This window comes from Psychromonas sp. SA13A (genome assembly GCF_011378715.1).
GTDB lineage: Bacteria > Pseudomonadota > Gammaproteobacteria > Enterobacterales > Psychromonadaceae > Psychromonas.
This window is the reverse complement of the sequence record NZ_WTKU01000001.1, coordinates 198,766-224,894: the sequence shown is the minus strand read 5'-3', so window position 1 is coordinate 224,894 and position 26,129 is coordinate 198,766. Positions and strand designations below refer to the sequence as shown.

At 36.3% G+C, this 26,129-nt stretch carries 17 protein-coding genes; 8 read left to right on the top strand and 9 right to left on the bottom strand.

The annotated features are described in order from the left end of the window. Positions 1-221: 221 nt before the first annotated feature. On the top strand, positions 222-2,165 hold the full coding sequence (malZ, locus tag GQR44_RS01010) for a maltodextrin glucosidase (protein ID WP_166368340.1): 1,944 nt from the start codon (positions 222-224) through the stop codon (positions 2,163-2,165). A gap of 180 nt (positions 2,166-2,345) precedes the next feature. Here the strand turns inward: malZ and GQR44_RS01005 are convergent, their stop codons facing one another. The 3 genes from GQR44_RS01005 to GQR44_RS00995 all read right to left on the bottom strand — a co-directional run bounded on the left by GQR44_RS01005 (position 2,346) and on the right by GQR44_RS00995 (position 6,481). Continuing rightward, positions 2,346-4,037 (bottom strand): GGDEF domain-containing response regulator, encoded by a 1,692-nt coding sequence (locus GQR44_RS01005; protein WP_166368338.1) that lies wholly within the window; start codon positions 4,035-4,037, stop codon positions 2,346-2,348. 58 nt (positions 4,038-4,095) lie between these two features. Next, positions 4,096-4,518 (bottom strand): response regulator, encoded by a 423-nt coding sequence (locus tag GQR44_RS01000; protein WP_166368336.1) that lies wholly within the window; start codon positions 4,516-4,518, stop codon positions 4,096-4,098. A 103-nt stretch (positions 4,519-4,621) separates the two neighbouring features. Further along, positions 4,622-6,481, bottom strand: coding sequence for a CHASE domain-containing protein (locus GQR44_RS00995; RefSeq protein ID WP_166368334.1), 1,860 nt, complete (start codon positions 6,479-6,481; stop codon positions 4,622-4,624). Between the two features lie 654 nt (positions 6,482-7,135). On the opposite strand from GQR44_RS00995, the gene GQR44_RS00990 reads away from it, so the two are divergent. Together GQR44_RS00990 and GQR44_RS00985 are read left to right on the top strand one after the other, a co-directional pair. Continuing rightward, positions 7,136-7,564: a hypothetical protein gene (locus GQR44_RS00990; RefSeq protein WP_166368332.1), complete on the top strand. Its 429-nt coding sequence runs from the start codon at positions 7,136-7,138 to the stop codon at positions 7,562-7,564. Between the two features lie 408 nt (positions 7,565-7,972). Continuing rightward, complete coding sequence (locus GQR44_RS00985; RefSeq protein ID WP_166368330.1) at positions 7,973-11,080, top strand: beta-galactosidase; 3,108 nt, start codon at positions 7,973-7,975, stop codon at positions 11,078-11,080. A 73-nt stretch (positions 11,081-11,153) separates the two neighbouring features. On the opposite strand, the gene GQR44_RS00980 is transcribed toward GQR44_RS00985, so the two are convergent. The 5 genes from GQR44_RS00980 to GQR44_RS00960 form a co-directional block, all read right to left on the bottom strand. Continuing rightward, positions 11,154-11,609, bottom strand: a complete 456-nt coding sequence (locus tag GQR44_RS00980; protein ID WP_166368328.1) for a hypothetical protein — start codon at positions 11,607-11,609, stop codon at positions 11,154-11,156. Positions 11,610-11,655: 46 nt separating this feature from the next. Continuing rightward, positions 11,656-12,666, bottom strand: a complete 1,011-nt coding sequence (mglC, locus tag GQR44_RS00975) for a galactose/methyl galactoside ABC transporter permease MglC (RefSeq protein WP_166368326.1) — start codon at positions 12,664-12,666, stop codon at positions 11,656-11,658. A 12-nt stretch (positions 12,667-12,678) separates the two neighbouring features. After that, positions 12,679-14,190 (bottom strand): galactose/methyl galactoside ABC transporter ATP-binding protein MglA, encoded by a 1,512-nt coding sequence (gene mglA / locus GQR44_RS00970; protein ID WP_166368324.1) that lies wholly within the window; start codon positions 14,188-14,190, stop codon positions 12,679-12,681. Positions 14,191-14,253: 63 nt separating this feature from the next. Next, positions 14,254-15,231, bottom strand: a complete 978-nt coding sequence (gene mglB / locus GQR44_RS00965; protein ID WP_166368322.1) for a galactose/glucose ABC transporter substrate-binding protein MglB — start codon at positions 15,229-15,231, stop codon at positions 14,254-14,256. A 712-nt stretch (positions 15,232-15,943) separates the two neighbouring features. Further along, on the bottom strand, positions 15,944-16,948 hold the full coding sequence (locus GQR44_RS00960) for a substrate-binding domain-containing protein (RefSeq protein ID WP_166368320.1): 1,005 nt from the start codon (positions 16,946-16,948) through the stop codon (positions 15,944-15,946). A gap of 434 nt (positions 16,949-17,382) precedes the next feature. Here GQR44_RS00960 and GQR44_RS00955 point away from each other — a divergent pair, with 434 nt between their 5' ends. Together GQR44_RS00955 and GQR44_RS00950 are read left to right on the top strand one after the other, a co-directional pair. Next, a complete protein-coding gene (locus GQR44_RS00955; protein WP_166368318.1) occupies positions 17,383-18,111 on the top strand; it encodes an SDR family oxidoreductase in 729 nt (242 codons plus the stop codon). A 138-nt stretch (positions 18,112-18,249) separates the two neighbouring features. Continuing rightward, positions 18,250-19,782: a carbon-nitrogen hydrolase family protein gene (locus tag GQR44_RS00950; RefSeq protein ID WP_166368316.1), complete on the top strand. Its 1,533-nt coding sequence runs from the start codon at positions 18,250-18,252 to the stop codon at positions 19,780-19,782. A 199-nt stretch (positions 19,783-19,981) separates the two neighbouring features. Here the strand turns inward: GQR44_RS00950 and GQR44_RS00945 are convergent, their stop codons facing one another. After that, on the bottom strand, positions 19,982-21,430 hold the full coding sequence (locus GQR44_RS00945; RefSeq protein ID WP_166368314.1) for a sensor domain-containing diguanylate cyclase: 1,449 nt from the start codon (positions 21,428-21,430) through the stop codon (positions 19,982-19,984). A 680-nt stretch (positions 21,431-22,110) separates the two neighbouring features. On the opposite strand from GQR44_RS00945, the gene GQR44_RS00940 reads away from it, so the two are divergent. The 3 genes from GQR44_RS00940 to GQR44_RS00930 all read left to right on the top strand — a co-directional run bounded on the left by GQR44_RS00940 (position 22,111) and on the right by GQR44_RS00930 (position 26,113). Then, positions 22,111-23,175: an OmpA family protein gene (locus tag GQR44_RS00940; RefSeq protein WP_166368312.1), complete on the top strand. Its 1,065-nt coding sequence runs from the start codon at positions 22,111-22,113 to the stop codon at positions 23,173-23,175. A gap of 447 nt (positions 23,176-23,622) precedes the next feature. After that, the gene (locus GQR44_RS00935; protein WP_166368310.1) at positions 23,623-25,554 is read left to right on the top strand and encodes a CHASE domain-containing protein; all 1,932 of its coding nucleotides are present in this window, start codon (positions 23,623-23,625) and stop codon (positions 25,552-25,554) included. 133 nt (positions 25,555-25,687) lie between these two features. Then, positions 25,688-26,113: a response regulator gene (locus GQR44_RS00930; protein ID WP_166368308.1), complete on the top strand. Its 426-nt coding sequence runs from the start codon at positions 25,688-25,690 to the stop codon at positions 26,111-26,113. The last annotated feature ends 16 nt before the right edge of the window (positions 26,114-26,129 follow it).

The following is a 26,129-nucleotide window of genomic DNA, read 5'->3' as shown; positions in this document are numbered from 1 at the left end:
CTTTAAGTTCAACATTGTCTTTTTAAGGACCGCTGTTTTAAAACGATCATTATCTAAACCGATCATTACCACTACCATTATCATTATTCTTCATTTCATTAATCCAATCACTTATCCGATATCTTATATAAACTAGGCAGATTCAGCCTAAAAACCTAGATTTAATGAGAAATAATCTGAATACTGTTAATACTTAAGTGTTTGCGAAAGGAGTTGTTATTTTGTCATCTAAGCCTTTTTTATTTCATGGACAAACTAAACAGTGGGTCACTCAACAGGACGATACACTCGTTATTCGCTTGTTGTGTCATGATCCTGAGCATTTAATTACTTCTCATTTTATTCGTTGTGAACCAGACAATGAAGATAGACTTATTGCCCTTGAGCTTATTCAAAATGACTTTCACCTAGGTGATGATGTTAATAGTGAGGGGGATGGTGAAAGGGGTAGTAAGTTGGATGGCGATAGCTATCGCCTTTACCAAGCTTCAATTCCTATCAGTACACACATTGATAATACTTATTATGCGTTTAAGTGTTTAACCGAAAAAGGCCAAATTTGGCTGACTGCGGCGGCGCAATTTGAGCGTATTCCTGGGCGAGAAACTCACTTTAAATTTAATACTCAAGATAGACCTCCAGAATGGATCAAAGAGCAGGTTTTTTATCAGATTTTTCCAGATCGCTTTTGCCAAGGAAATGCTGACATTTCGGTGAAAACCGGTGAGTACCTGTATCGTGGTGGTGAAAATGCCATTATTGCTAAGCAATGGGGAGAGCCTGTTGCTAGTGCAGGGCATCAGTCCACGGGGGCGAGTGAATTTTATGGCGGTGACTTACAGGGTATTCAAAATAAATTAGGTTATCTACAGGAGCTTGGTATCAGTGCTCTGTATTTAAATCCTATTTTTACTTCCCCTAGTAACCATAAATACGACACGACGGATTATCTTAATATAGACCCTCACTTTGGTGATAATGCTGATTTTGCAAAACTAAGTGATGATATTCATCGGCGTGGCATGAAAATAATGCTCGATGCTGTATTTAATCATACATCCTGTGAGCATCCTTGGTTTGGTCGTTATCAACATTTTAAAGATAGTGCTTATCAGCACCCTGATTCTCCCTATCGCGACTATTATGTTTTTTTAGGTGAGCCGAATAGCAAAGAGGATTATTACTTTGCTTGGAAAGGGGTTGATAACCTACCAAAACTGAATTTTTTAAACGAACAAGTGCAAAATTATATTTATAAAGCAGAGTCATCGGTTGTAAAACACTGGTTAAAAGCACCTTATCATATAGATGGTTGGCGTTTTGATGTGATCCACATGCTAGGTGAAGGCACCAATGCTTATAATAATGCGCACTATGTCAGGGCGTTTAGGGAGTCTGCCAAAGCGGTTAACCCTGAGGCGTATATCGTGGGTGAGCATTTTTATGAGGCCACACAGTGGTTGCAAGGTGATCAAGAAGATGGCGCGATGAATTATTATGGTTTTGCTCATCCCGTCCGTGCTTTTTTTGCAGGTTTAGATATTGCCTATCATAGGGTTGAGATAGATGCTCAAGCCTTTGATAACTGGTTAACTGAAAGTCGCGCTAAGATACCTTGGTTAAATCAATTAGCGCAACTCAATCAACTAGATAGCCATGATACATCTCGGTTTATTAATCAATTAAACGGGGATCTAAATAGGCTAAAGGCAGCCAGTATGATGTTGTTTAGTTATCCTGGAACACCTTGTTTGTATTATGGGACAGAAGTTGCTTTGCAAGGCGGAAATGACCCCGATAATCGCCGCTGTTTTCCTTGGGGCGACCTTGATAAAAATAGTGATATTTTTACTTTTTACCAACGTTTAATTAATCTAAGAAAAAGCAGAATAGAGCTTCAGCAGGGCTGTTATCATACGCTTTATGCGCAGGACAAAAGCTTTGTTTTTGCACGTTTTGAGCAAGGTAAAACAAGTATTTATGCAATTAATCTTGGACAAAAATCGGTGTCATTTACTTTCGAACGATTCGAGTTGATGACCAATGCTCAGTATTTTTCAGGATTTGATAATCACAGTGAAGATTGGCACCTCGAGGCACAACAACAATTGAGTTTCACCTTACCCGCAGAATGTGCTTTATTACTCGCTAGCGAAGAAGGATAAGTGTGAACAGAAAAGATAATAAAGCTGATAAAGTAAATTACAATATAACGTTGATTTACTTTATCTTTTTACCTTTGTAATTTTAACTTCTGGTTTACAACTCTTCATTTTACTTTATTTCATTACACTTTTTCATTGTTAGTAAATGACTAAAAAGTGTAATGATGCGGTTATTATTAGTTATAAATAAAGCCTTTCTAGTTCATGTGTCGGTAGCGGTTTATCAAAGTAATAACCTTGCATTTTATTAATGCCTAGTTTGATACACAGGTTAAGGTCTGCCTCTGTTTCAATGCCTTCGGCAATAATATTTAACTTTAAGGACTGGAGCATGACAACTAAGCCCGCTAAGAAGGGCTTGGTATTTTCTTCCGGAGAGGAACTAGGCATTAGGCTTTTATCCACTTTTACGGTATTAATTGGAAAAGTGTGTAAATGTGAAATAGATGAGAATCCTGTACCAAAATCATCTAATGAAATTTTACAACCTAAGTCACTGATGCTTTGGATCATCTTCGTACTATTTTCCTGTTCAACTAATAAAGCCGTTTCGGTTAACTCAAATTCAATATTGCTAGCATCAACAGAATAAGTGCTTAAGGTAGATTTGATAAATTCAATTAACCCTTCATCGGTTAACTGTACTGAGGATAAGTTAATCGACATAGTGAATGCGGGATTAAGTGTTTTTTGCCAAATACTCAATTGCATAATGGCTTCTACTACCACCCAACGGCCAATCTCTATGATCAATCTAGATTTTTCAGCAATGGGAATGAATATATCTGGGCGCTGACTAACACCTTCAACATCAAATCGTATTAACGCTTCCACACCTGTTATTTTTGCCGTTAATGAGTCAATAACTGGTTGATAAAGTAAATAAAACCCCTTGTTTTCAAGCGTAGTCCGTAACTGCCTTTCAATTAAGAAATTTTCTAAAAATGCTTCCTGCATTTTGGCTTCAAAAAAACAGAACTGGCTACGGCCATCACTTTTAGAACGATACATCGCAATATCTGCAAATTTAAATAGCTCCTTTACCTCACCGCTGTCACCAGGGCAAAGTGCAATGCCAATACTTGCACCGGAAGTGATCACATGAGAGCCTATTTCGAAAGGCTGCTGTAATGCTTCTATAATGCGTTTTGCTACAGTACTAGCTCCATACACTGACTCTAAATTAGTTAATGTAATAGCAAACTCATCGCCACCTAAACGTGCAAATAACTCACTCCCGCGCAAGCAAGCAGTGATGCGTTTAGTTACTGAAATTAATAATTGGTCACCTACATCATGCCCATAATTATCATTAACATATTTGAAATGATCTAAATCGATTAATAAAAGCGCGAGTGTACTTTTATCTCTTTGTTGTTTTTTTATTTCATAACTTAATGATTCGTCAAAATAGTAACGATTAGCTAAGCCGGTTAGATTGTCGCGTTCTGCAAGCTCTTTTGTACGTTGATGACTTAGTAATAGCTCTTTTTCTAAGGAAGCGCGTACTTGTGCATTAGCAATGGCTCTTTGAAGCCTAAAGGCATCGATCTCTGTTTTAACTAAGAAGTCCTGTGCACCGGCATTAATGCTATTAACGGCTAAGTCATCCTCTCTGGATGTACTGGTCATGATCACTACTGCTTTTTGTTTCGCAGGCATGTCTTTTAATTCAATTAATAGCTCGATCCCCTTACGTTGTGGTAAGTTGTAATCTAATAATACGACATCAAATGCAGTGTGAGCTAATATTTCAAGGGCTTGATCGACCATTTCGACTTGGGTGATATTACATAGAATATCGCTGCGCTTTAATGCTCTTATGATCATCTCTCTATCGATCATATCGTCATCAACAATAAGTATGTTCATATCGCTATCATATCCTTAAGTCCTATCTTTGAAATAATGACCATTTTAATTTTAGATTTTATTCTTCGGTTAAATGAACAATTTCAAAATAATTTTCTAGCATGCTAACTAAGCCAGAGAATCTATCTCCGGTCTGACCTTTCACAAAGTATCCAGCAATATGCTCGCCATAACTGGATATGATGTCTGACTTTGCTTTTGAAGTGGTCAAAACAAAAACCACTAAATTCGATAATTTTGGATCAGCACGTAATGTTTTTAAAAATTCAATGCCGCCCATTCTTGGCATTTGTAAGTCTAGGATAATCACCAATGGTGGAGCGACTTCGCCTTTTTTTAATAATGTTAACGCTTCGAGGCCATCGTAAACCCTTACTATCGGATTAGTAATATTTTGTTTTTTGAAACTACGTTGAATGGTCATCGCGTCGATGTCGTCATCTTCAACTAGTAACAACGTTATTTCATTTGTATTTTCCAATATTATTTAACCTTTTTAATGGATATTTTTATTTTCTAAGCGCTTTTATTTTGTCACAAATATTGGCAATGCTGTCAATTTTTTGTCATTGTTTGGGCTTGTTCTATGTTTCTTCATTCAACGGCCATAAAATATTTATGGTGGTACCGCGCTTTCCATCAGACACAATATTCATCCTGCCACGGTAATGTTCAACAATACGTTTAATCATTGCAAGCCCCATGCCACTTCCTTCTACTTTATCTCGTGACTGTAAAGTTTGAAACATCTCCATGGCTTTATTATGAAACTCTTCAGGGATGCCTGGGCCATCATCGTATAACGATATTTCATGGAAGTTGTCTTTAGTAGTATAAGAAAGGATGATCTGACCGGTTGCTTTGTCGTGATGTTTTATCGAGTTAGAAATTAAATTTCTTAATACTATTTCAAAGGGGGCCTGTGGAATATTGATATCAATATTCGGTGCAATACAAGTAAAGTTATCGTTGGTTTCCAGCAATGATAATATGTCTTGTGCTTTTTCAGCTAAATTGACCTTATTATTGGTAATGGTAGCTAGATTTAGACGAGAATAAGTTAATAGATCATCGAGCAGTTTAAGCATACGTTTACTGCGCTGACGTAATAAAACTAAATGTTTTTTAGAGTCATCGGGCAGTAGCTCTTCACAGTCTTCTTCTATCCAGCTTGCTAATTGCTCGATGGCATTGAGAGGAGATTTAAGGTCGTGTGAGGCAACATAGGAAAACTGCTCTAAGTCACTATTAGATTTTTCTAAATCCTTATTTGATTTTTCCAAGTCTGCAATAGATTGTGCTAAATCCCCATTCGATTTTTCTAAATGTTTGGTTTGATCTTTTAACTCTGCTGTCATTTGATCCGCATATTTTAATGCTTGTCTGTTAGCCTTGGTTAAAAATAAAAATAACATCAGTAGTAAGGCATCAATGACTAAGCCGCCCACTAGAATGACTGAAGACTGATTTAAGCTTGTGTCTTGTCTAAAGCTAATATTTGACTGGATTAAAAATGTCCAAGTACGACCATATAAGGATGTATCGATTTTATTAGAAAAAAGTGGATCAGGATCTGCTTCTGCGGTGTTGCCATTAGAATGATCATCAAATAATAGGTTTTCTCCATCCCATATCTGAATACTCACATGGCGGTTTTTTTCAGCCAGTGTTCCTTTCATTAGTTTTTCCATAATAAAAGGAGCATAGGTGACACCTGCAATCAATTCTCGGCGTTGCTTTATATTGTCAGGTTTAAGCCCATTTTGGTAAAATGGCGTATAAAAAAGGAAACCTGGTGTTTGCCTATCATCTTGCACTAGAGTGATCGGTGCTGTTAGTAATGCCTTTCCAGAATCTCTTGCTTTTTTTATTGATGAGTAACGATTATCTTCAAAGGCAACATCAAGTCCAACCGCTTGTTTGTTTGTCTCAACCGGCTCAACATAGGTGATCGGCCAATATTCAGGATTATCATGAGTTGGGTGTACTTTATAGTCTGGTCTTTGCATGCGTTGTGCTTGTAAGTACTCATCGAAATGTTTAGGTTGTACATTGTAAATAATACCAAAACCATTGATGCCAGGATAATTAGTATCTATTTTCAAGCTGTTTGAATAGGCAGACCATTGTTGATGAGTGATACTTGAATGCGCCACATTACTTGGATTAATAACATTATCTGAATTCACAGCGTCGATATAAGCAACACCGCCCCATAATACATTCTCATAAAGTGTCATTCGCTCTTTTACTGAATTAACGACTTTCTCTGCTTCACGTTTAAATTGAATCTCAAGTTTTTGTGCTTGTTGAAACTGCGAATAATACCAGGCACTAAAAGTTAGTATCACCGAAAGTAATACAATCAACCAATGTACCGCATGCATTTTACCTGCGCGAAGGAGCTTTTTTCTTTTTTCGCTTTTTTCTAATGCATGGTCCATTAATCGTCTCCAGAGGGATTTTATTGATAGCGATAAATTTAAATTAAGTTGTTTAGTAGGTAATACTTATTTCATGAGATGAAATAAAAGAAAATATTGTTGCTGGTTTATTGCTTAAAAAAAATTATTTAATTATTGAAATTGCGACTATTTACAATTTTATTGTAAGCATGGCACGCTGTATTTTTTATATTTAATTTAATTACTTTTATTGATAGTAGATTAAAAACTTTAAAGTTCAGCTGCCTTTTAATACCTAACCTTATCGGCTTGAATGTTAGTTTAATAGTGCGATTATAACCACCTATAATGAGTTATTAAACATTGTTTTTTTGATTAATAGTTGTTTAAATTTATTTTTTTGTGGTTTAGAAGGGGTTTTAATTAAAACTTGTATGTTGGGGCAAGTATATCTAAATGATATGTAAGTGGATAAATACTGTAATCTAAATACAGTAACTTAAATACATAAACCTAAGGATTGTTGATGGAATGGTTAACTTGTCGAAATGGTCGTAAGTTATGAATGTTATTACTTATTTTTTAAAGCGTTTGCTAACAAAATTTAAAGCATCTTGTGTTATCTATACCTTAACAAGATAAGCTCACACTTTATTAATCGAGTATCAATCAGTTTATTTTAGGAAGTCAGTTTTGGAAAAAGAAAATATTCAAAAAAATGCCGTTTTTAATCATGTAATGACCCTCTTTGCATGGATAGCTTTTTTTCTTATCTTGTTGGTGCTGGTGAAAGGTGATGAAATCTTGCAATCAGTGGCGATTATTTATCCTGACTTTGCATTACCTGCCTTTTTTATTCCTTGGTTTTTATTAGTCATTACTAGCGTACAAAAGTTACGAGAAAGTCTATCAAAAGCACCGCTGCAAAGTTGGATTTTAAAAACGACAGTCCCTATTTTTATATTTGTATTACCTTTTTTTAGTACCTGGCTAACAAGCTCGCTTGCAAGTAATCATGAGACTATTGGCTTTGAAGGGTATTGTGTTTATTTGGCTATCTTGGTTTTGTTTATGGTGCATTTTTTACCTATTTTTAATGCCAAACAGACATTGGCAAAATAGATGATAGGATGACCCTGATGACGTACGTTGCAATTTTTGTAGTCACGTTCGTCTCCATTTACGTCCTCATTTATGCCTCCATTTTCACTATTTTTAGCATCTTATCTCTACCTTGAATTCAAGTGCTAAGTGTAACCTTCACTATATAATCATAAGCTAGATCTAATAATTGAAATTAACCCTTAGATGAAAAATTGTAATCGTTTACACTTTTATTTTGCAGTGTACAATTTAAGAATTATATTGCTGTTTAGCTGCTCCCTTTGATGTTTATTATGTATTGTTTGTGTCGATTATATTGATTATCAGCCGTACATGTTACGCAGAAAAGTAAGTGATTTTAATCAGCAAGATAGATCCAGCAATTATTATCATTGAGCAAATGAGCCTATTTGAGAGAGGAATAAAATGAGAGCATTTTCGGAAATAATCAAAGCACGTGATTGGGAAAACCAGCATGTAACTGCACAAAATGTAATGCCTGCCCATGCACCTCTTCATGCATTTCACTCTTCAGAAGCGGCTCGTCACAAACAAGATTCTGAATTTCAGCATTTATTAAACGGACAATGGGCATTTCAATTATTCTCTCAGCCAGAATTAGTGCCAAGTGATTGTATTGATGTTGCCTTTGATGATAGTCATTGGCCTGAAATTACAGTACCTAGTAATTGGCAATTACAAGGGTACGATAAACCCATTTATACCAATCTTAAATATCCCTTTGAAGATAAACCTCCTTTTGTGCCTGCAGATAATCCAACCGGAGTTTACCGTGTGAATTTTGAACTACCTAAAGCATGGGTAGGGCGCCAGCAACGTATCAATTTTGATGGTGTAAACTCGGCTTTTCATCTTTGGTGTAATGGTATTTGGGTGGGTTACTCACAGGATAGTCGTTTAGCCAGTGAGTTCGACCTTTCGGAACATTTACGTGAAGGTAATAATCAATTAACGGTAATGGTGTTGCGTTGGTCTGACGGTTCTTACTTAGAAGACCAAGATATGTGGTGGTTAAGCGGTATTTTTCGTGATGTGTGTTTGCTCAGTAAACCCGTTGTAGCAATACAAGATGTGACTATCACAACCGATTTAGATGCATGTTTTAATCATGGCACACTACATGTATCAACCCAGTTAAGCAGCTTCAAAAATACACAAACTGCAAACTGTTATGTGCAAACTCAGCTTTTTGATGCTGACTTAAATGCAGTTACTGAGCCTATTGTAGCTAACTTTGGCGAACGGATAATCGATGAAAAAGGAGGCTTTAACAACCTCGCTGAACATCATATCAATGTTCCGTGCCCGCACAAATGGAGTGCTGAATCCCCATACTTATATCGTGTGGTGGTTTGTTTGCTTAGTGAGAATGGTGAAGTCCTTGACTCTGAAGCTTATCAAGTGGGCTTCAGAGTGATTGAAATCGATCAAGGGCAGCTTAAATTAAATGGTAAAGCGTTGTTAATACGTGGGGTTAATCGTCATGAGCATCACCCTGAAAAAGGCCACGCTGTTTCTTACCAAGATATGTTGCTCGATATTAAGTTATTAAAACAAAATAATTTTAATGCGGTGCGCACCGCTCATTACCCTAATCACCCTATGTGGTATGAACTCTGTGACCAGTATGGTTTATATGTAGTAGATGAGGCCAATATTGAAACGCATGGTCAGTTTCCTATGTCGCGTTTGTCTAACGATTTGAGTTGGTTGAATGCTTATATGCGTCGCATGACACGTATGGTTGAAAGAGATAAAAATCATCCCTCTATTATCATTTGGTCATTAGGCAATGAGTCTGGTATTGGTCATAACCATCATGCTATGTATCAATGGACTAAACTGAAAGATCCAACGCGTCCTGTGCAATATGAAGGTGGTGGAGCAAATACTGCGGCTACGGATATTATTGTGCCCATGTATGCACGAGTAGATGAAGATGTATTGCTGCCTAATGCCGCACAGGTAGTGCCTAAACATAGTATTAAAAAATGGTTATCACTGCCTAATGAACAACGCCCGTTGATTCTTTGTGAATATGCCCACGCGATGGGTAATAGTTTAGGTAGCTTCGATAAATATTGGCAGGCATTTCGAGAGTATCCACGTTTACAGGGCGGATTCATCTGGGATTGGGTAGACCAAGGTTTAACCAAAACAGATCCAAATGGTGTCGACTTCTGGGCCTATGGCGGTGATTTTGGTGATCAAATTAATGATCGACAATTTTGTATTAATGGATTGATGTTTCCCGATAGAACACCTCACCCTGGTTTACTTGATGTTAAGAAAGCGCAACAGTTTTATCAATTTGAGTTAATAAATGGTGAAAAAATCAGTATTAAGGTGAACAGCGAAAACCTTTTTATTGATACTGATAATGAAACCATACACTGGACGATCACTGAAGACGGAGAAGTGATTGCTAGTGGCGATGTACCTCTTCAAGTAAGGGCTGAAAGTGAGCAAGTGCTTACTTTGCTTGATGTTTATCCGCCGCAACGAGCTGGTTGTGATTATTTTCTTAATATTGAGGTGTTGTTAAGTGATGATACCGCCTGGGCTGAAAAAGGTTTTGTGGTTGCCACTGAACAGATGCCATTAAAAGCGGCTCTAGGATTAGCAGACATTGCTATCGAAAAAGGAAAAGCGCCTGAATTAGTTGAAACAGACCAAACGATTATGATTAACGGTATTGGATTTCAGGTTGAAATAGATAAACAACAGGGTTTGATTAGCAAATGGGTCGTTGATGGTGTTAATAAGCTATTACATGGGCCGACGGATAATTTTTACCGAGCACCATTAGACAATGATATCGGTACTAGCGAAGCCAACTGTGTTGATCCTAATGCTTGGACTACTCGTTGGCAGAATGCAGGTTTAACAAATTTGTCTGTGCAGTGTATAGCAATAGAAGCGGTTACATTTGTACATGAGGTTATTGTGAAGGTGCAATTTGGTTATTATTTTAATAATAACCTGTTGATCACTAGCCAGTGGCAATATGCCTTCAATAACCAAGGTCGCGCATTAATTAATGTCAATGTGCAAGCCGCTAAATCATTGCCTCCTCTGCCGCGAGTCGGGATGCAATTAGTGGTTGAAGATATCAATGAAGAAGTTAAATGGTTTGGCCGAGGCCCACAGGAAAATTATCCGGATCGTATTTTATCTGCGCACATTGGTCGTTATGCAAGTTCAATTGAAGCGATGCATACAGGGTATATATTCCCATCTGAAAATGGTTTGCGTTGCGACGTTAAAGAAGCTTCAATTGGTGATTTACTGATTGCTGGTGATTTTCATTTTAGTGTTAGTCGTCATAGCCAAGCAAATTTAGCGGCGGCTAAACATACAAATGAATTGGTGGCTGAGCAGAAACTTTATGTGTGTTTAGATGGTTTTCATATGGGCGTTGGTGGCGACGATTCTTGGAGTCCAAGTGTGCATAAGGAGTTTCTACTAGATAAAGCTCATTACCATTATCAACTATCACTGTGCTTTAATTAGCATTGGTTTTTAATAGTCTAAAAATGAAACCAAACGTTATCATCTCCGTTTGGTTTCATTAGATCTAGGCTATTTATTTTAATTTAAAATGCTCAACTACTTTCACTAATTGTGTTTTGTTATTTTTAATTTCATTGCTGTTGTTGAGTGTTTCTGCATCATTTTTCTCAAGCTCTATAACCATATTTTGAATCATAGTCATATTGCGTGATATTTCATTGCTGGTGACACTTTGTTGCTCAACTGCGGCTGCTATTTGCATATTAAGCGCGTTTATTTCCACAATTGTTGTCATTGAATCTAATGACTTTGTGCTTTCTTGTGTGGCCTTAGCGGAAGCCTGACAACCCGCTTTGGTGCTTTTTACTGCATTCACCGCCGAAGAGGTGGCTGCCTGTAATTTTACTCGTTGGCACTGGGGTAAAAGGTGAAAATGGTGAAGTTGGAGAGGATAAGAATAAAAATTAAGACTGAAAAATTTTACCTTTAAAAGATATGTAACGATTTCTTTTAAAATAGCTAAGGGCAAAGGTATTTCCTTTGCCCTTATAAGGTCAATAGACCCAAGCTAATTTTTATTTTTGGTTAGCATATTTCATTGAATCTAAGGCAACTGCAAAGATGATGATGCTACCTTTGATAATGTATTGCCAATATGGACTAACACCAATATAGGTCATACCGTAGTTGATAATGGTAAAGATAAGTACACCAGTAACCACACCAAGTACGCGACCAACACCACCTGCAAATGAAACCCCACCTACAACACAGGCGGCAATTGCATCAAGCTCATACATAAAGCCTAAGTTATTAGTTGCACTACCGATACGACCGGCTTCTAACATGCCCCCAAAAGCATAAAAGATACCTGATAATGCGTAGATTTTAAGTAATGTAACAGGCACATTTACGCCCGATACTTTAGCTGCTTCTGGATTACCACCAATGGCAAAGATATTTTTACCAAAAACAGTTTTATTCCAAATTATCCAGACAATGAAAATAGCGATAGCGGCATAGAAGGTTAAATAGGAGAGTTTAAAGTCACCTAAGCGAATGAAGCCCTGCGCAAAGTTAGAAAAACGATCGTCAAAACCTGCAATCGGTGATGCACCTACCGTATCAAAGTATAAAGAGTTAACTCCATAAACGATGATCATGGTGCCTAAAGTTGCGATAAAGGGAGTTACCTTTAAATAGGCGACAATAATACCGTTGATAAGTCCAATTAACGCGCCCACAGCACAAACTGCAATAATTACGGCAACAATTGGAATATCACCTAGGTCTGGAAATACTTTATTAACGTTGTCCGCAGCCTGTAATAAAGTGGCCGATAATACTGCCGCTAAACCCACTTGGCGACCCGCTGATAAATCGGTGCCCTGGGTGACGATTAAGCCTGCTACACCTAATGCAATAATAATACGTACAGAAGATTGAGTTAAAATATTACTTAAGTTTCGTAAACTTAAAAATGAGGGTTCTTGAATAACAATAATTGCTAACAAAATAAATAAAACCGCGTAGATACCACCTTCTTTGAGGTATCGCATCCCGCCGAGTTTCTTCAGTGTGTCCATGGTTAAATCCTTTTATAAATAGAGTGCTGCGAGCGCTAAAATTTCACTTTGAGTGGTTTCTTTGGTATTCACAATGCCAGCAACGCGGCCATTACTCATTACCAATATTCTGTCTGTGATACCCAATAGTTCAGGCATTTCAGATGAAATGATCATGATGCCTTTGTCTTTATTGGCGAGGCTGAGTATCAACTGGTAAATTTCAAACTTTGCGCCTACATCAATCCCACGTGTAGGTTCATCTAGCATTAAAATTTCGGGGTTAGTTAATAGCCATCGACCAATGATTACTTTCTGCTGATTACCACCAGAAAGAGATCCAATATTAGTTTCATGCGTTGGTGTTTTAACGCTCATTGAATCAATTACCCACTGTGTATCGCTTTTCATTTTTTTGTTGCTGAGCAAACCACTTTTCGTTTTATATTGCTCGACATTCGCGACCAAAGCGTTAAATGTTATGTCTAAATTGCTATAAATTCCGGTTGCTCGGCGCTCTTCTGTTACTAGTGCAAAGCCATTATTAATTGCAGCATGCGCATCTTTATTAGCAACGGATTTACCATGTAAAATGATTTCGCCTGAGCTACGTTCGCGGATACCAAATAAGGTTTCTACTATATCGGTTCGTTTTGCACCCACTAATCCAGCAACGCCTAATATTTCACCTTTATGTAGATTAAAATTGACATGATTAATGGAAGGTTGGTTGGTGGCAGTGAGATCTTTTACTTCTAAAATAACTTCTTTAACCACGTTGGTTTTTTCTGGGAATCGATGTGTTAAGTCACGGCCAACCATTTTATTAATTATCTGATCCATATCTAGGCCCGCTAAAGGACGAGTTTCAATCCAGACACCATCTCGTAAAATGGTTATTTCATCGCATATTTCAAAGATTTCTTCCATCTTGTGTGAAATATAAACAATGCCGCATCCTCTATCTTTTAACTTATTAATTATTTTGAATAAATGTCTGACTTCTTTTTCGCTGAGCGAAGAAGTTGGCTCATCCATGATCACTATTTTAGCGTCATATGAAAAGGCTTTGGCAATTTCTAACATTTGCATTTGAGAAACAGATAATGTCGCGACTTTAACTTTTGGATCGATATCAATATCTAATTCTTCAAAGATTTTCTTGGTGTCGGTGTACATTTTATTATGATCAACGAAGAAACCTTTTAATGGGTATCGACCTAACCAGATATTATCCATTACCGAACGTTGTAATACTTGATTTAGCTCTTGATGAACCATGGATACGCCGGATTCTAGCGCTTGTTTTGATGATTCAAAGTTAATTTCTTTTCCAAGAAAAACAATTTTTCCTTCATTCTTCTCATAAATGCCAAAGAGACATTTTAATAAAGTCGATTTACCCGCTCCATTCTCACCCATTAGTGCATGGATAGAGTGCGGACGAACTTTTAGGTTCACTTTATCGAGTGCTTTCACACCGGGGAATTGTTTGCTGATCCCTGTCATTTCTAAGAGGAATTCATTTTCTATATTTGTGGTCATAATAGTGCTTCCCGTAGGATTAAATGGTGGAAAAGTTAACTTTTCCACCACAGTCAACAAAGGTTATTTCATTGTACTTTTATCAACACCCACATAAGGTACTCGAACTACTTTATTCACTAAATTCCATTCCGTGCCTTCTGCAGCTGGTTTGCCTTCAGCTAAGTTACGTGTTAATTCGTAAGTCGCTTTTGCTTGGTTAGGTGCATCGTTTAGTACTGTACCTGCCATTTGGCCAGACTTAACCATTGCTAGTGCTTCATTTAATGCATCCACACCAAACACAGGTAAATCAGCTTTACCATTTGCTTTTAGTGACTCAACGGCTCCCATTGCCATGCCATCATTATTAGCGATAACGACTTCTATGTTGTTTCCATTTGGACCAGAAACCCATGCATCCATTTTGTCTTTTGCCATTGCGGTATCCCACATAGCAGTATCAAGATGTAGTTGCTCTGTTTTGTAACCTTTATCATTTAAAGTGCTTACTACATATTCAGAACGGGCTTCTGCATCTGGGTGTCCTGGTTCACCTTTTAATAATACAAACTGGATAACGCCATCACCGTTACGATCCCATTGTGGGTGTTCAGCCCATTGTTTCGCGATTAATTCACCTTGAATGATGCCAGCATCTTTAGAAACGGTACCAACAAAGTAGGCTTTATCGTAAGAGGCTAGATCTTTAGCTGAAGGTTCTTTGTTATAAAATACAATCGGTACGTTATCTTCTTTCGCTTTTCTGATAATCACTGGTGCAGCTGCTGGGTCAACTAAGTTAACAGCAAGTGCTTTGACACCACGTGAAAGTAAAATATCAATTTGGTCGTTTTGCATAGATTGGCTATTTTGAGAATCATTCATTAATAATTCAATATCAGCATCTTTCTCTGCTTCTTTTTCAATTGCTTGGCGTACAACAGACATGAAGTTGTCATCGTATTTGTAGACAGTAAAACCTAATTTTGTATCCGCCATCGCTGCATGACCAAAAGTCATTGAAGCACATAGAGTTGCTAACATAGTTAATTTTTTCATGATAAATCCTTTCTCAATTATTAATATTAATTACCTAAGACCTAAAAATGGTAAGAGTATTTCGAACACTCTTTAACCATTGAAGCGAGTCTAGATTAATAAATGTAAAGTAAATGTGACCACCTCTGCAAAACGATGTAAGCGTTTACATTGTTTTCTTTTTTGGGAGCTAATGAGGATTGTTACGCTTTATTACAAAGCGTTTTTGCTAAATATCTGTATTTAGATATTCTAAAAATAGATCAGAGAGGCGAAAGTAAATCGCAAAAATTAGTTTGTTTTTTAGATTTTATTTATTCTAAAAATTTTATTTTTGTTTTTAAGTTAATGATTATTAAATGTTAGTTTTTTATTTTTGATGATCTTAAATAAAGGGAAGTTTATTTTTTATTTGAAAAAAGGCAGGTTGAGTTTGTTAGCTATAGGATTATTTTAAGTAACAAAATTTTATAGGATTTTATTTTTATGTATTTTACTAGTGGGCTGGATCACTTTTTAACAAAACAATAAAAAGCAAATTAAAACATTTCTAGATTCGCATAATAATATCTATTTTTATTGATTGTTAATAAATTGTTGACGGGTTATTAGTTTGTCGAATTTGATAATAAAAACATAAGAGTGAAGTTGAAAATAGTCCGTTAGGGGACTGGTTAAAATGTTTTTTAATTAAGTTGCCAGTATCAGAAAGAGTTGTTTATCCTGAATTAAGCTAAGCCTTGATCTTTGTTACTGAGTTTCTGATCACGAGAGAGGGGGTAAAATGAAGCTGCTCAGGTTCAATATTGAGGCCATTGGCTCGTTTTAGTGCCAATAGTGCCGCTTTTTCTGCCATTAGTGCGATAGGGTAATGCACTGTCGTTAATGCTGGGTATAGGTAGTGAGCAAGTAAACCGTCATCAAAGCCAATAATAGACAGTGCTTCCGGAATTGCGATACCTTTGTCATGAATCACTGCTAGTGCACCCGCCGCCATGTAATCGTTATAGGCAACAATGGCCGTTATATTAATGGGCAATGTTAATAAATTTTTTGTCGCAGCCATGCCACCATCGGCATCGGGGTCGTTATAAGCGATATAATCATTTGATAAGCTAATACCGTTATCTTTCAAAGCCGCTAAATAACCTTTTTTTCTGTCTTTAGCATCTTCAATAGTATGGTTCGATGCAATGCAAGCAATTTGTTTATGACCCTGTTGAATCAAGTAATCGGTGGCGAGGTAAGCACCGGTATAGTTATCAAGTGAGATACATCGGTCAGCGATTGCTTCGATATAACGGTTGATCACAACTAACCCCTTTATTTCTTGTGCATAGTCGATTAACTCTTGATCTGATAACCTTTTAGAATGAATAATTAAAGCGTCACAGCGATTTTTAATTAATAACTCTATCGCATCACGCTCTTTTTCTGGATGGTGATAGCCATTTCCAATAAGTGTATGTTTACCATGCTCATGGGCGATTTTATCGACTGTTTTGATCAGTAAACCAAAAAAGGGATCAGAAACATCGCCCACTAACACACCTATGGTATTAGTCTTTTGACTCACTAAAGCTCTTGCAGATTCATTAGGTCGATAGCCTAGTTTCTGCATTGCTTGAGTCACGGCTTCAATTGCAGATTTACTGGTCTTAGAGGATTTGTTTACAACTCGAGATACTGTGGCAATTGATACACCGGCTTCTTTAGCTACGTCTTTTATTGTAGACATTACTTACCTTATAAAAATAAATGTTAAATGGTTTTAACCCATTCTTATGTGATTTTAGTTATGTAGTTTTAGCGATGTAATTTTAACTATATGATTTTACTTATGTAGCTTTGGCTATGTAACTTTAAACTCAGCGTGCTAACTCAGCGTGCTCTTATTCGTCAAAATAACCATGATAAGTCATATATACACTGAAATGATATTTAATGCTGAAAATAATAGCGTTTTATCAGTCTATTAACCCTATATTGGCGTGTGATAGTTCACTTTTATTAACCACATCGCAAACTTATCAATTGACGACTCATAAGGTGCTAATGCTTTAAAGATTGGATGTTGAAGATGTTATTGTTTATTTCATTTAATCATTTTTAATCGAAGCTTGAATTTAAGGAATAATATGAGTCTATCGATACCGCTTCAGGGGGCGTTTAATGTCAGTCACGTTAAAACATAAAAATATTTTGGTAACCGGTGCAACATCTGGTATTGGTCGTTTGCTGACTGAACGATTATCTACATTGGGATGTAATCTCGCTTTCTGTGGTCGCTCTAGTGAAAAGATGCAACAAGTTGTATCGAGTGTGACAAATTTGAACAGCGCGGCAAGCAAACACTATCATCAAGCTTTCGACATCAGTGATTACAGTGCTATTGAACATTTTGTTAGCAATGCAACTTCGCATTTAGGTGACATCGATATTCTGATTAATTGTGCGGGAGCAAACACTTCTAGGGACTCAGTGGCAAACATTGATATTGAAGCGTTAGAGTGGATGCTGAAGGTTAACATGCTGGCACCTTGCGTATTCATGCAACAGGTTTATAAACAGTCTATGAAAGAGCAGCAAAAGGGCATGATTATTAATGTGATGTCAACGGTGTGTTCTTTTTCAAATGAAGGGATCGCCGGTTATACCGCTGCTAAATCTGGATTTGATGCGTTAACTAAAGTATTTAGAAAAGAAGTCAGAGAAGAGGGGATTAAGGTTTGTGCTATTTACCCTGGAGGTGTCGACACACCATTTCGAGATAGCGAACGACCTGAGTATCTTGAGCCTAATAGTGTTGTTGATGCGATCATCTATATGGCCAGTCAATCAAATAATGTCTGTGTTGATGAGTTGGTGGTGCGCCCTTTGATTGAGAAAAATTATTCATAAACAATCATTTATGTCTATAAAATTAGAACGTGTTATGCAAGTACATAAGTTGGTTATGGTTTATATCTATATTTTCTATAAACATAACAAAAACTCAAATATACTCAATACATCTATATAGTCACCTAGGGTTGTTCAATGCAAAACATAGAAAATGTAGAATTATCGATATTAAGTCTTGATGATTATCAGGAACTTAAAACGACCATGATTGAGGCTTACACCAATGTTTCTCTTGCGAGTGCTTATTGGGAAGAGCAGCATATTCAATCGTTAATTAGTAAATTCCCCGAAGGTCAGATAGTCATTAAAGTAAATAATCAATTAGCTGGCTGTGCACTTTCTATACGCATTAATGATGCTGATTTTAATGATGCACATACCTATGATGATATTACAGGGACCGGAAAAGATACCTTTAACACTCATAATGACGACGGTGATACCTTGTATGGTATTGATGTCTTTATTAAAGCGGAGTTTAGAGGGTTACGCCTTGGTCGTCGTTTGTACGATTACCGTAAAGAGTTATGTGAAAGGTTGAATTTAAAAGGTATTACCTTTGGTGGTCGTATACCTAACTATCATAAATATTCAAATGAGTTATCTCCTAAGCAATACATTGATAAAGTAAAACGTAAAGAGATCCATGATCCGGTTTTAAACTTTCAAATCTCCAATGACTTTCATCCTGCTCGTATTTTAAAAGGTTATCTCGAGGGAGATAAAGGCTCTAATAATTATGCGGTATTGTTGAAATGGAACAATATTTATTATGAAGAGATAAATAAAAAAGAAGTGCCGACTAAAATGTTGGTACGCCTTGGTTTAATTCAATGGCAAATGCGACCTTATAAAAATCTTGATGAGTTAATGGAACAAGTTGAATATTTTGTTGATGCGGTCGCGGGTTATCGTTCAGACTTTGCACTGTTTCCTGAGTTTTTCAATGCACCTTTAATGGCTGAAAACAATCACCTAAGTGAACCACAAGCAATACGCGAGTTAGCTAAGCATACGGAAACTATTGTTCAAAAATTTACTGATTTAGCGATTAGTTACAATATTAATATTATCACTGGCAGCATGCCTGAAATTATAGGAGATCGTCTCTATAACGTCGGCTATCTATGTCGTCGAGATGGCACCAAAGAGCGTTTTGAAAAGCTTCACGTGACTCCCGATGAAGTTAAAGTTTGGGGAATGGACGGGGGCTCTCAATTACAAGCCTTTGATACGGATTGTGGAAAAATAGGTGTTTTAATTTGTTATGACTCAGAATTCCCTGAATTAAGCCGAATTCTAGCCGATGAAGGAATGGATATTTTATTTGTACCTTTCTTAACTGATACTCAAAATGGTTATTCTCGGGTGAGAAACTGTTCCCATGCTCGTGCGATTGAAAACGAATGTTATGTGGCGATTGCTGGTGGGGTAGGTAATTTACCTAAAGTGCATAATATGGATATTCAATACGCGCAGTCAGCTGTATTCACGCCTTGTGACTTCGCTTTCCCTGCTAACGGTATCAAAGCAGAAGCTACGCCCAATACTGAAATGATCTTGATTGCGGATGTTGATATTTATTTATTACGCGAACTCAATCAATTTGGAAGTGTGAAAAACTTAAAAGATAGACGTACAGATCTATTTGAATTGAGAAAGCGTTAATAGCTCGTACCTTCATAACTCGTACTTTTATAAATCGGGCCGTCATAGCCCATACTTTCATTCGTCGGGGCTCAATAAACAGCACGATGGTGAGTAAAGTTAACTCACCATCGTGCTTTTACTGAATACCGTTACTGAATACTGTTACTGAAAAATATTCAGCTCCTAATTATAGTAATTTCATTAAGTCTGTGAATAGCTATTTAGCAGAATCAGGATAAATCTCCGTTCTATTCCTGCCCTTTTCTTTAGCTAAATACAAGGCTTTATCTGCATCTTCGAACAGTGTCTCTTGGGTATCATTTGCGAGCATCGTTTTTACTCCAATGCTAATAGTCACCGAAATTGATTTACCAGCAAATGTAATGATCAAATCCTCTATACTTTTTCGAACCAACTCAGCGACTTTATAAGCTTGGTCTTTGCCACTTTCAGGTAAAAGAATTAAGAATTCTTCACCTCCCCATCGAAAAATAATATCAGATTCTCGAATATTTCTTTTTACGTCTTGTACTAAGGTTTTTAAAACTACATCCCCAGTCGGATGTCCGTAGGTATCGTTAATTTGTTTAAAATAATCAATATCTAACATCAGCGCGGATAATGAAGTTTGTGTTCTTTTTGATTGCGCGTGTGCTTGTTTAAATAGGGCGTCAAAAATTTGCCGATTAGCACAGCCTGTTAATTTATCTGTGGTCGCCATTGTTTCTAACTTCCTTTGATAGCCAGAGATAATTAAATGCACAAAGGCAACCAAAATAAGTGAAATCACAAAACTAACGCTTAAATTAAGGATTAATGTATTTTCAATTCGCTGTTCAGCCTCATTTTCTTTCTGCGCAACAATTAAGTACCAGTCAAATTCAGGTACAAAGCGACTATTAAGATAATGCTTTTGACCGTCTTCTTCGTACTCTATCGAATTTGTGGTTGTATCAAGTATCTGTGGTACAAATTCGGATAAACCTTTATTCTGATGGATATTAATATGTGTATTACTAGCAACGCCACTGAGTACTATCTCACCATTTTTATCAATAAAGTAGATTTCTCTGTTGTAACGATTTTTGTAATTTTCTATTAATTTTTGTACCGCATTAACGGCCAAGCCAACCCCAATTGCACCAATATAATTACCATCATAGTCATAAACTCGATAATTAATAAAGATAGTAAATGACGTGCGATTAGCTGTATCCACATCAACATTAATTTCATAATCTGACGTCATTTTTTGTACTCTAAAATACCAGTCGTCTTGCTTATCTAATGGGCTGACAGGTTTTAATATCCCCGTTGAATGGTAATAGTGACGAGTTTTATCTGAGACAAAGAAGCTGGTTACTGTACCGTAATGTAATTGCACTTCATTAAGGTATTTAATAATGGCTGTTTCATCCTCTTCCCCGTTTATTACCCAATCACGTACAAAGGTATCCTTAGCCATCATAGATGAAATAAAAATGGGTCTTAACAAATCTCGTTGAATTTCTGAATAAATATTATCACTGGTGAGTGGTAACGTGCTTTTGGCTATTTGTGTTCTGATCGATTCATTGGCTGTGTAGTAACTAACGAGGCTAATAAATAAAAAACCAGACATCAGTAAAGCAATTAACAATATAAACCGTAATTTTCTATTCCACATTAAAAGTCCTTTTCCTGTTACTTTATTCTTTCAGAGAGGAGCTGAAAGGTTGTATCGATATGTTCCATTGTCGACTTTATTCGATCGACTATTGCGCTAACTTTACTAACCAATGATCTTTAAAAGTAAAGCATAACTTGTGCCATTAAATAATGTTTCAGCTTTTATCAACAGCTAAATTTTTTTATGCAAGTTTGATCTTATGTCCTATAGCTTTCGTAGGTATATCCGTTACAAATCAAATGCGCTAGATAGAATATTAGCGTTAGACGTAACATGATGAATTTTAGAACGATTATCTGTGTCACTCCGATAACGGAATATTAGTGATAAATGACATTTTAAAGATGATATTAAAACTCATAAAGAGACTTTAATTTGATATTTGTACCTATAAGTGGATAGTTTTTTGAAATTGTAATAATTTGAATATCATTTAAATATAAGGTGTGTTGATAGTAAACGTAATCTATTGAAGTATGGTGTTAACGTGTTGTTTTTGCTTTTATTTCAATTTATTCAATGAGTTGGAAATTTGCCTTTATTTTCCAACAATTTTAGGCTAAAAAAATTAATAATATATCTAATTTTAGCTTTGCAAATCAATAACGATTATGATATTTTTTTACCTTAGTTTGATGGTACTTTTACCAGCTAAATTAACTATATGGAACATGGATATGATTAAACGTAAATTACCCCTTCTTGTTAGCACATTGCTACTTGGCCAATTTCTTCCTGCTCATGCAGATCAACCTGATGCTGAAACGTTAGTTGGAAACGTTTACGGTGGTATTCACGGTGCTTACCTTAAAGCTGATAATGACCGTTTAGATGGTACTGGCGATCAATTCAATAACGCTGGCGGTGCTGGTGTTGAATTGGGTTATCGTGTTTCAGCTCCTCTAGAGCTGCGTTTATCTTACACAAACTTTACTGCTGATCTTAAGCAAGGTAGTGATCTTGATAACCTAAATAAATACTCGTTTGATGCTCTTTTCTTCCCAACAGGAAAGAACATTTATTTATTAGGTGGTGTTAGCGCATTAGATTTTGAAGCTGATGCTGAAGCTGCAGTTAATGTCGGTCTTGGTTACCGTCAATACTTTACTGACCAATTTGCTGGTTATGTTGAAGGTAAAGGTAGTTACCAATTTGACGAGAAATTTACTGATGCAATCGCTCAAGTAGGTTTAGTGTATTTCTTTGATAAAAATGATAAAGCATTACCACCAGTTAAAGCTGAACCAGTTGCTTACGTTGCACCAGTTGCAATGGATACTGATAAAGATAGTGTTGTTGACGGTACTGACCAATGTCCAGCTACACCTATGTCTAATAAAGTAGACGAAGTAGGTTGTACTATTTTTGCTGAAGAAAACCTTTCATACCGCTTAGCTGTTAACTTTGATAACAATAAAGCTGTTGTTAAACCTGAGTACTTTTCTGAGCTTGATAAAGTAGCAACATTCCTTAAAACTTACCCGCACGTAGACATTACGGTTGACGGTTACAGTTCAGTATTAGGTAAAGCAGATTACAACTTACAATTATCACAAAAACGTGCTGATGCAGTTGCTGCTATGTTGACTTCTAAATACGGTATTGATGCAAATCGCATGAAAGCTGTTGGTCACGGTGAAACAAACCTACTTGATACAAGTAATACTCGTGCAGCTCACAAAATGAATCGTCGTATCGAAATTAACATCGACGAAACTCGTAAAGTGCCAGTTACTCGTTAATATACTTGCATAATTAAACTCTCCTAACTTGTTAGGAGAGTTTTTTTTTCTATAACTCTATAGCATTAAGTCCACTCTATTTAACCCTATAAAAACGACCTCTTCCTTTTACCAAATCATTATAATTCATTGTTTTTGAATATTTATTAGCATGTGTTCATTGTTGCTTTCTGATCTCTCATCATTGATTTTATGAGTTTTTTTCGTGCACTATCCTCTGATGTACATATAATAGTTATCTGTATCTATACCCGTTACCATTCAAAATGAAAAAATAAGCAAACAGTGAGCTAAATAAGCTTCAGGTATGATACTGAGAGCGGACTGTTAAATTTTGTGAATAAGGTAATCATTTACATCAAATTACGTTTGAGATAAGCGATTTTTTCTGTGCAATATTTACAACACTTATTTAATACAATTGGGTATAACAAGGATTTTTAAAAAGTGAATACATTTTCAATTAAGTCATTACTATTAGCGATTGTTATCAGTTTTCTTGGTATTTTCTCTACTTATACTATTTCATTAAAAGTAACCGAGCGGCTAAAAGCTGAAAGTTATCAAAAAATAGAAAATGTTGCGGAGCAGATTTCTATTCGCTTTCAAGATGCTATTGACAAATCAATCAATGACTTGCAAGGTCTTCAGGCATTTTATAGTGCGAATAAGCAGCATTTATCCCTACTTGAATTTAATCAATACATGAAAGTGCTAAACATTAATGAGCGTGAATATATCCAAGCACTTAGCTGGGTTCCTCTAGTGAAATACAGCGATAAAGAACAATTTGAAACTGAAATAAAAGCACAGCAACCTGACTTTGAAATCTTAGAAAGAGGTGAGCAAGGTAAATTGGCGAGTAGTGCGATAAGACCCTATTACACCCCTGTAGTTTATGTTAGTAACTATGACGCTAATAAGAATGCTGTGGGATTTGACCTTAATAGTAATGAAATACGTAGCTACTCGCTAGAATTGGCAAGAGACAGCGGTAATATGACCACCACTGCAAAGATTCAGCTAATACAAGATAATGCAGCTTCTACTGGGGGAGCGGTTGGTGTTTTAATTATTGCACCGGTATATCAACAAGACCTTCCAACTGCAACCACCGAACAGCGTATTACTGCCTTGATTGGTTATGTCACCGGTGTATTTAAAATTGATACATTAATGGAAAATGCAAAAGCCCGCGCCGATATCGAAGATTTAGAGTTGAGTTTGGTCGATCTTAATCAAGATAGTGGTGGATTACTTTATGGGCAGGCTAAGCATCAAGAATTTTTTAGTTTTGATATCACTATTCCTCAACGTAAATGGCAGTTGAATATTTCGCTAAAGGATATGCTACTAGAAGATATTGAATCTCCAGCTGTGATTAAATTGATTTTATTCGGTGGCATTGTGATTAGCTTATTATTAGCTTTTGCTATTTACGCATTACAAGTTGCTGTTATTAGAGCTAAAAATATTAGTCATTTAAGTGAAGCACTGCAGAATCAAAATAGTCAATTGGAGAAAAAAGTGGTTGAGAGGACTCAATCTTTAGCCGATAAAAATGCACAACTAAAAGATAATATTGATGAGCTTACCGCACAGAGAGGCCTTTTATCTAGCTTAATGAAAGAAGCTGACGCTGCTAAGGTACTTGCTGAATTAAGGGCGGTTGACCTTGCTCGTTCAAATAAAGATCTAGACGAATTTGCTTATGTTGCATCACATGATTTAAAAGCACCATTACGTGGCATTGATCAGCTTGCTACTTGGGTTGTAGAGGATCTTGAGGAAGGAAATTTAGAAGAAATACCTTCACACCTTAAGATGATGCGTAATCGAATACAACGTTTGGAAACATTGTTAAATGATTTATTAACGTACTCACGAGCCAATCGCCAAGAAAAGAGCATCTCAAAAATTGATGCAAATATTGTTATTAATGATCTATTTCATTTAGTTGCGCCGCTTGATGGCTTTAGCTTAATTATTAAAAACAACTTACCAACCTTTTTAACCTATAGAGCTCCCTTTGAACAAGTGATTAGAAACTTGTTAAGTAATGCAATTAAGCACCATGATAAAAAACAAGGGAATATTAAAATAGGTTGTACAGAAACAGAGTTATTCTATCAATTTAGTATAGAAGATGATGGGCCAGGCATTGCATCTGATTACCATCAAGATATATTCAAAATGTTTAAAACGTTAAGGCCTCGCGATGAGACTGAAGGCAGTGGTATGGGGTTAGCGCTGATTAAAAAAATAGTTGAGCATTATTCCGGTGAAGTGACTGTCGAGTCTGCATTAGGTGAAGGCTGTACCTTTTACTTCACTTGGCCGAAGGGTGAAATAGAGTTCAATAAGATGGATCAGAGGTAGTTAAGGTATAATCACAATCACCATATCAATAAAGTACTGCTCTATTTAATGAAAATAACTATCTAGTGATTTTCTACGAAAACTAAATGTGGCGGTTCAATCAGGATAATATAGTTAAAAGGATATAGTTATAATGAGTAGTCATTATGGAGAAGTCAGCATTTTATTAGTAGAAGATGATGATATAGATGCAAAAGCAGTAGAGAGAGGCTTTGCTAAATTAAAGTTAGCTAATCCCATTATTAGAACTAAAAATGGCCTAGAGGCATTAGAGTTGTTGCGACAACCTGATGCAATACCGCGCCCATATCTGATTCTACTGGATCTTAATATGCCGATCATGGGGGGCTTAGAATTTCTAAAAATAATTCGTCAGGATGAAGAGTTAAAAAATACTATTATTTTTGTTTTAACTACATCATCGGCTGACCAAGACTTAGTCGCTGCTTATAATGAAAATATTGCCGGTTATATCGTTAAATCAGATGTAAAAGGTGGCTTTGATAAAGTCATTAAGTTGTTAGATTGTTATTGGCGAGTAGTAATGCTGCCTACATAGCCTATATTTTTTAATA